Raw genomic sequence first — 7,546 nt, forward strand, 5'->3', positions numbered from 1 at the left:
TGTTTGTGGTTATTCATAGTAAGATGTTTTAAGTATTCTACGTAATTAAGTCGTATTTATAGGTGGTATAGATTATGAAAGATATGATATAGTAGATTATAAAGTGATATGAAGAAAGGTTGGAATATATGAAATATACACCAATGGTGGAGCAGTATTTAAAAATAAAAAAAGATTATCAAGACATGTTTTTATTTTATCGTCTTGGTGATTTTTATGAAATGTTCTTTGATGATGCGATTAAAGCATCAAAAATTTTAGAAATTACATTAACGGCACGTGAAGGAGGAGCTGAGAAAATACCGATGTGCGGTGTTCCCTTTCATTCTTCAGCAAGTTACATTGATATTTTGGTAAATAATGGATACAAAGTGGCTATTTGTGAACAGGTATCAGAGCCGGGACAGGGTAAAATAGTAGAAAGAAAAGTCGTTCAAGTTGTTACCCCCGGTACTTATATGAATTATAAGAATTATGATGAAAATAATTTTTTAGGTTGTGTTTATGTAAAGGATAATAAAATTTATTTTTCATTTTGCGATATTATGACGGGCGATAGTAGTTGTACTGTTCTTGATAATATGACGGAATTGCAAGATGAGATTTTTAAAAATAATATTAAAGAAATAGTTAGTATTAAGGGGCAAAAACTGAACATTAGTGCTTATATAACAGAAGTAGAGTTTAATCCGTCTGTAGAAAAAAATGTTACTGCCGATATAGAAGATAATAATCTTCGATTGTGTTGTAATACTTTATTGGAGTATATAGAAAAAACTCAATATAAAGATGTATCAAGTTTGAAAAAATTTGAAATATATTTTAAAAATAAATTTATGTATATGACTAACTATTCAATAAAAAATCTTGAAGTAACGCAAAATATGGCAAATGGCAGTAAAAAGGGTTCATTGCTTAGTATAATTGATAAAACGTCAACAGCAGCAGGTTCTAGAAAATTGAAAAAATGGTTGGAAAATCCATTATTAAATATCAACGAAATAAAAATTCGTCAACAATTAGTAGAAGATTTTGTTAAACATTACTTTGAGAAATCTGATGTAAAAATGTATTTAAAAGAAGTTTATGATCTTGAGAGAATAGCAACAAAAGTGTCTTATAATATGGTTAGCCCCAGAGAACTTTTGAATTTGAAAAAAACATTGGAGCAAATTCCAAATATTAAAAATTTACTGTTGAGTTTTAATTCAAAAAAATTAGTTGAGATAGCGAACGGAATTGATGAATTAGCAGATCTTGCGGATTATTTGGAAAATACTATCGATGATGATGCCGGACAGACTGTAAAAGAAGGCAGTGTTATAAAAGCAGGTTTTAACGCTGAACTTGACAGTTATAAAAATGCCAGTAAGAATGGGAGTAAAACACTTCTTGAAATCGAAAAGCGTGAGAAAGAAAGAACAGGTTTAAAAAATTTAAAAATAGGGTATAATAAAGTTTTCGGTCATTATATAGAAATATCTAAAGTAGGGCTTAAAAGTGTAGATCCAACAGAATTCGGTTATCATAGAAAACAAACTTTGTCAAATTGTGAGAGGTTTATTTCAGAAGAATTAAAAGAGGTTGAAGAACATATTATTAATTCGAAAACAAAAATTGAAGAATTGGAATTAAAATTATTTCAAGAGATTAAAACAATGATTTACAGTTTTATACCAAGGCTTCAAAAAGTTGCAAATACATTAAGTGATATTGATGTTTTTATTTCGTTGTCTGATGTGGCGGAAGAATACAATTATGTAAAACCTATTTTTAATGATAATAATGAAATAAAAATAATTGAGGGACGTCATCCTATTGTTGAAAGAAATGTCAGTGCAGATAGTTATATAAGTAACGATTGTACGGTATCTTCCAATAATAATATTTTATTGATAACAGGTCCAAATATGTCGGGGAAATCTACATATATGAGGCAACTTGCACTTATAGTAATATTAGCTCAGATAGGTTCTTTTGTACCTGTTACGATGGCAAATCTTCCGATTTTCGATAAGATATTTACAAGAATAGGGGCAAGTGACGATTTAGCAGGGGGGAAATCTACGTTTATGGTTGAAATGATGGAAGCAAAGAACGCTTTGGTAGAATCAACCAAAAACTCATTGCTAATTTTTGATGAAATAGGTAGAGGTACTTCAACTTATGACGGTATTGCACTTGCACAATCTATCTTAGAATATATTAATAATACTATTAAATGTAAAACATTATTTTCGACGCATTACCACGAGCTTACAAAATTAGAAGATAAAGTACAAGGGATAAAAAATATTCATGTATCGGCAAAAGAGGATCGTGGGGAGCTGATATTTTTATATAAAATAAAAGAAGGACCAATAGAAAAAAGCTATGGTATTCATGTAGCTAAATTAGCACAATTACCGGATGATATAATAACCTGTGCAAATAATATTTTAACAAAATTAGAAGAGGGCGTATTAGATAATAATGATGTTGTAAGGAAAGTTGTTGAAAAAAATACAGAAGAAATTAATGAGATTTCTAATAAAGTGAAAATTATTGAAACTCAACAAAGTAAAATTGAATTATTAGAAAAACAATTAAATCATGCCAATGAGTTGAACAAAAATATTCAGAAAAGAGTTAAAGAAAATAAAAAAGAGTATACTAAATTGCAATTAGACTTAGGGGAAGAAAGTGAAGAATTAAAATTTGTTAAGGAAAAATTAAATTCTGTAAATTTTATGGAAACAACTCCATTTGAAGCGTTTAATTTGTTATATGAATTACAAAAAAAAATAAACAAGGGGGAATAATGTATTGGGAAAAATAAATATACTGTCTGCGGAATTATCAAATAAAATAGCAGCCGGAGAAGTGGTGGAAAGACCTTCTTCCGTTGTTAAAGAATTATTGGAAAATTCGATTGATGCCGGTAGTACAAATATTAAGATTATAATAAAAGAATTCGGAATTAAACAAATAAGAATTATTGATAACGGTAGTGGTATTAGCAACGATGATTTAGGAAAAGCTTTTTTAAGACATGCCACAAGTAAAATTAATAATGACTATGACTTGTTTCATATAGATACATTAGGGTTTAGAGGTGAAGCACTTGCGAGTATAGCTTCTGTAAGTAAAGTCATTATAAAAAGCTGTAGTGGTGAAATGCAAGGGAAGATGATGACGTTGGAGTCAGGTAAAGTTGTTAAAGATGAATGGTATGCTCCTATAAAAGGAACTGACATAAGTGTTGAAAACTTATTTTATAACACGCCTGCAAGGTTAAAATATTTAAGAAATCCGCACACTGAACAGGCTAATATAATGAATGTTATTAATAAATTCGCTCTTTCGTACCCAAATATAGCCTTTGAGGTGCATGTAGATGGGAAAATATTATTAAAAACCTATGGTGACGGTAATATTCATAAGATTATATCGAAAATATATAGTATGACTGTAGCTAAAAATATGATAGAATTTTCCGGTAACAATGATGATTATGAAATAAAAGGATATATTTCTGTTCCGGAAGAAACACGTGCCAGTAAGAACTATATTAATATATTTATTAATGGGAGATATATAAGAAATTATATTATTCAAAATTCAATTGTAGCCGCCTATGGTACTTTACTTATGAAAAATCGTTATCCGCTTTGTATCATAGATATAAGAATGGATCCGGTTTTACTTGATGTTAATGTTCATCCAACAAAACAAGAAGTGAGATTATCAAAAGAAACAGAGTTGGTAACTTTGATAAAACGAGTTATTTTTGATAGATTAAGTAACTATACTTATATTCCGCAGGGAATGAACAATGTATTGACAAAAAAAGAGAAAGAACATATAGAAAAAATAAATTTTTTAGAAGAATTAGATAATAAGTATATTATAAAAGAAAATGAATTTAATTTCGGAGATAAAGAAGATTTAGAATTAATAAAAAGAAATTATGATAACAAAGAAAATTCAATTTATAATACGACAGATTCAAAATTAAAATTCACACCAAATCCACAACTAAGAAGAAAAAATTCAAGTAATGAAAAACCTACAGTAAAAGAAATTGAAAATTTTATGAATTTTTCTAAGAACGAAGAATTTGATGATTATAATAGCAGTGATGAGATTAAAAATGTTGCTGCTGATTTTGAGATAAACAAGGGAATAGATTATAAACAAGAACCGGAAACTAAAACCAAAATATTACCTGATTTAAAGGTTCTTGCACAAATATTTAAAACATATATATTAGCAGAAGCTGACAATAAAATATTTTTAATAGATCAGCATGCAGCTGCGGAACGTTATAATTATGAAAAATTACAAAAAGAATTTTCTCAAAAGGCTAATTACAAAAAGCAACTTTTAGTCCCACTTATGTTTAATTTTTCTGTAGAGGAAGTTGCTGATATAAAGAGTAATATGGAAAAATTCAAGGAACTAGGTATAGAGTTTGAAGAATTTGGGAATAATTCGTATGTGGTACGTGAATTTCCGCTTTGGGCTGCTGAAGAAAGCGAAGAAGTTATTAAGACAGTAGTCGATAAAGTTTTAAATAATAGAAATATAACATTAGTAGAATTACGTAATGATGCGTTGGCAATGGCAAGTTGTAAAATGTCTATTAAAGCTAATCAGGTGCTAAACGAAGTAGAAATGAATAAAGCTATAAGTGACCTTTACAAATGTGAAAATCCATTTACCTGTCCGCATGGAAGACCGATTATTACTAAAATGGATAAAAAAGATTTAGAAAAAATGTTTAAGCGGATCGTCTAGGAGGTAGCGATGAATAAAATACCTTTAATTGCAATGGTAGGCCCAACAGCTGTAGGAAAAACAGAACAAAGCATAAAACTTTCAAAAAAATTAAACTGTGAAATTATTTCTATAGACAGTGTTCAAATATATAAATATTTTAATATAGGATCTGCAAAAGTGACTAAGGAAGAGATGGGGGGAGTAAGTCATCATTTAATAGATGAATTAGAACCGTCAGATAGTTGTTCTGTTTATGATTTTCAAAAATTGGCAAGAAAAAAAATAGAAGAAGTTCATAATAAAGGAAAGTTGCCTTTATTAATCGGTGGGACAGGTTTTTATATGAATGCAGTGTTGAATGATTATAATTTCAGTGAATTGGCTTATATTGAAGAAGTTACACCGGAGGATGCAAAGGTTTATTTAAAAGAAAATGATCCGGAAACATATAAAAGTATTGATCTGGAAAATAGTCGTCGAGTTATTAATGCTTATAACTATGCAATATCAGAAAAAAAGTCTATTGTACATAATAAAAACGGAAATAAAATTTTTGAAAAATATAACCCTTATATAATAATTTTAAATAGAGATAGAGAAGAACTATATAAGAGAATTAATCGTAGAGTAGAAATAATGTTTGAAACAGGTTTAGAACAGGAAGTTAAAGATATTATAGAAAAATATGGGAAAAATCTTCAACCGCTGGGCGCAATAGGGTATAAAGAGATGCTACCATACTTGGCAGGTGAAGTGGATAAAGATTTAACGATAAATAATATTGCGAAAAATTCTCGCCATTATGCTAAGCGTCAATTAACGTGGTTTAGAAATAAGATGAATGGTACTTGGTATAATGTAAGTGATGAAAAAATAACGGAAAATATAGAAAGTGATATTAGAAAGTTTTTTCAAATAAATTAATACTAAGTGATAAATACGGAGAATGTCGAAAAATTCTCCGTAAATTACTTCTTGATAAAAAACTTTATATGTAAGTATACTATTCTAGCAACTTAAAAAACAGTTGTTATTTTACAAACTACAACATATATTTTATTTATAAACCAAAAAAATTTTAAAAATGTACATTTGTAAATGATGTGAGACAAAAAAGTAAAAAATAAATACTGGATATAATAGAATTACATAGAAGCTAGCTTCTATGTAAACCGTATGAAGCCCCCGACGTAAAATACATTATTTGATTAGATTTGCCAGCTTTAATTCCTTAGAGAACATTTCAGATTTCTAAAACTTATTTGTCAAGGATTTGAAAAAGGCGTAGCCCTTGTCCTTGACAAATAAGTTGTGAAATCTATTATCTAACAAGGAATTATAAAGCCGGCATATTTTTATAGACTCTTTCCGTAGCTCTTTTCTTTTTTCAACAGGAGAAAGCCAATTTAAAGTCTGCATAGGAAGACGGTTAGAGCGATATAGATACTTTTTCATCTGAGATATAAGATCATCATACGAAAAGAAAGATAAATGCCTGTAAAAACGTTCATTATCATTTCTATGACTACGTTCAACCTTACCGTTATGTCTAGGAGTTCTAGGTCTAATAAGTTGATGTTTAATGCCAAGATTATTACACAATACATCAAAAGGGTGTATTCGTTTAGTATCTTTAAAATGCGTAAATTCAAAACCATTATCAGTTTGAATTATCTTGGGTTTATACCCAAAATAATCAATAGCCATTTTAACAAATTGAACAGTAGAATATGATGATTGTTCTTTAAAAGGGAAAATAAATCTTTCCCTAGTAGCTTCATCAATAATAGTATATTGATAAAATTTATCAGGAATTTCTCCTACATAACAACGTTTAGGAACATATTTCACATCAAGTTGCCATTTTTTACCAATTTCAGTAGGTGTGTCATAAGGTTTAGGTTTATAAGGAATTACTTTTTTCTTAGTATCTTTATAAAAGCCTAATTTTCTAAGCACTCTAAATAAAGAACAAGGATGTCTTTTATAACCTTTGTTGAATTTAAGTTTAGCATATAATTCAATCATAGAAATATTAGGATTACGTTTAATAAGATTTTTAATCCAAGACAATTCTTCAACTGTATGGGCGTTAGGGTGAATGGAATGAGGTCTATGAGACTTATCTATAAGAGACTCTTTAGTACCGTCATATTTTTTATTCCAACGCAAAAGAGAGGCTTTTGATATTTTATAGCGCCTACAAACAAAACGAATAGAGTTACCGTTTCTATAAGTTTTAACTGCAGCTATTCTTGTTTGTAAAGTATGAGGTATATATCGTTGTGTTTTTTCTATATTTTCTGTTATAATAGTTTTCATAAGACTAAATTCCTTTTTTTGATTTGTAGGTAACTTCATTATACAGGATTTACTCTTCTTTATTTTTATTATATGTCTCACATCTATTGTAACACTACATTATAAACCAAAAAAATTTTAAAAAAGTATTGACAACAACAAGTAAAAATGATAAACTAGTACACGTCTTCAAGAAAGAAGACGAACGATAAAAGATTTTAAAGTAGGAAAAGTTAAGGAAAAGAAAAAAACTTGACAAACCTGAAATAAAATGATAGGATAGAAAAGTTGCTAAAGCAACAAATTGAACATTGAAAACTAAACGAATTAAGTCAACGTAATTCCAAAAAAGGACAGTTCAAAAAGGAACTATAAAACTTTAAAAAGAGCTAAATCAAGCAAACAAATAAGAAAATATTTGGAGAGTTTGATCCTGGCTCAGGACGAACGCTGGCGGCGTGCCTAATACATGCAAGTCGAGCGA

At 28.9% G+C, this 7,546-nt stretch carries 3 protein-coding genes, 1 rRNA gene and 1 pseudogene; 4 read left to right on the forward strand and 1 reads right to left on the reverse strand.

All coding sequences use genetic code 11. The annotated features are described in order from the left end of the window. Positions 1-128 precede the first annotated feature (128 nt). From mutS to miaA, 3 genes are read left to right on the forward strand one after another with little or no spacing between them, the layout of a single operon-like run. Positions 129-2,801: a DNA mismatch repair protein MutS gene (gene mutS, locus BQ7358_RS02735; protein ID WP_062173144.1), complete on the forward strand. Its 2,673-nt coding sequence runs from the start codon at positions 129-131 to the stop codon at positions 2,799-2,801. Between the two features lie 4 nt (positions 2,802-2,805). Further along, the gene (gene mutL / locus BQ7358_RS02740; protein WP_062173145.1) at positions 2,806-4,779 is read left to right on the forward strand and encodes a DNA mismatch repair endonuclease MutL; all 1,974 of its coding nucleotides are present in this window, start codon (positions 2,806-2,808) and stop codon (positions 4,777-4,779) included. Between the two features lie 9 nt (positions 4,780-4,788). Next, entirely contained in the window at positions 4,789-5,685 is an 897-nt protein-coding gene (gene miaA / locus BQ7358_RS02745; RefSeq protein WP_072520182.1) for a tRNA (adenosine(37)-N6)-dimethylallyltransferase MiaA, read from the forward strand. Between the two features lie 447 nt (positions 5,686-6,132). On the opposite strand, the pseudogene BQ7358_RS02750 reads toward miaA, so the two are convergent. Beyond that, positions 6,133-7,083: pseudogene (locus tag BQ7358_RS02750) on the reverse strand (DDE-type integrase/transposase/recombinase); the annotation flags it as partial. Positions 7,084-7,477: 394 nt separating this feature from the next. On the opposite strand from BQ7358_RS02750, the gene BQ7358_RS02755 reads away from it, so the two are divergent. After that, positions 7,478-7,546: ribosomal RNA gene (locus tag BQ7358_RS02755) — 16S ribosomal RNA — on the forward strand; the annotation flags it as partial.

Source organism: Gemella massiliensis (assembly GCF_900120125.1).
Lineage (GTDB): Bacteria > Bacillota > Bacilli > Staphylococcales > Gemellaceae > Gemella > Gemella massiliensis.